General features: G+C 61.3%; 1 protein-coding gene. It reads right to left on the bottom strand.

From position 1 onward, the window contains the following. Nucleotides 1–359 (bottom strand): DsbA family protein (locus tag HMPREF2924_RS01720; protein ID WP_168172947.1); only part of this gene is annotated, 359 nt, incomplete at both ends.

The raw sequence follows: 359 nt of genomic DNA, 5'->3' as shown, positions 1-359 counted from the left end.
GCTAGCCAGTCTATCGCCGACAGCAACGTGGTCTCGTCGGCCATGCCCTCCAGCTTCACGCTTTGTCCCGTCTGGTTGTCTCGGATGATCAGGGTCGGGGTCGCTGTAATGCCCATCGACCCTGCAGTGTCGATGTCCGTCTTGATCAACTGGTCCTCCAGGTCCATGTCTTTCGCACATTTCTCCAGTCGAGCCTGGTCCAGTTCAGGAAAGTCCAATGTGCCGCCAGGCAGCCCGCCCCCGTTGCCGGCGGACTGAGCGAAGATCGCATCGATAGCGCTCCAGAATGCTTTAGCGCCGCTTTGGATCCCCGCGCACTCTACCAGACGAGCCTGGTGGCGGGCCGCCTCGCCATGCAT

Origin of the sequence: Pseudomonas sp. HMSC063H08 (assembly GCF_001813645.1) — a bacterium.
Taxonomy (GTDB): Bacteria; Pseudomonadota; Gammaproteobacteria; order Pseudomonadales; family Pseudomonadaceae; genus Pseudomonas; species Pseudomonas aeruginosa.
The sequence above is the reverse complement of the archived record's forward strand: the minus strand, read 5'-3'. Positions and strand labels throughout refer to the sequence as shown.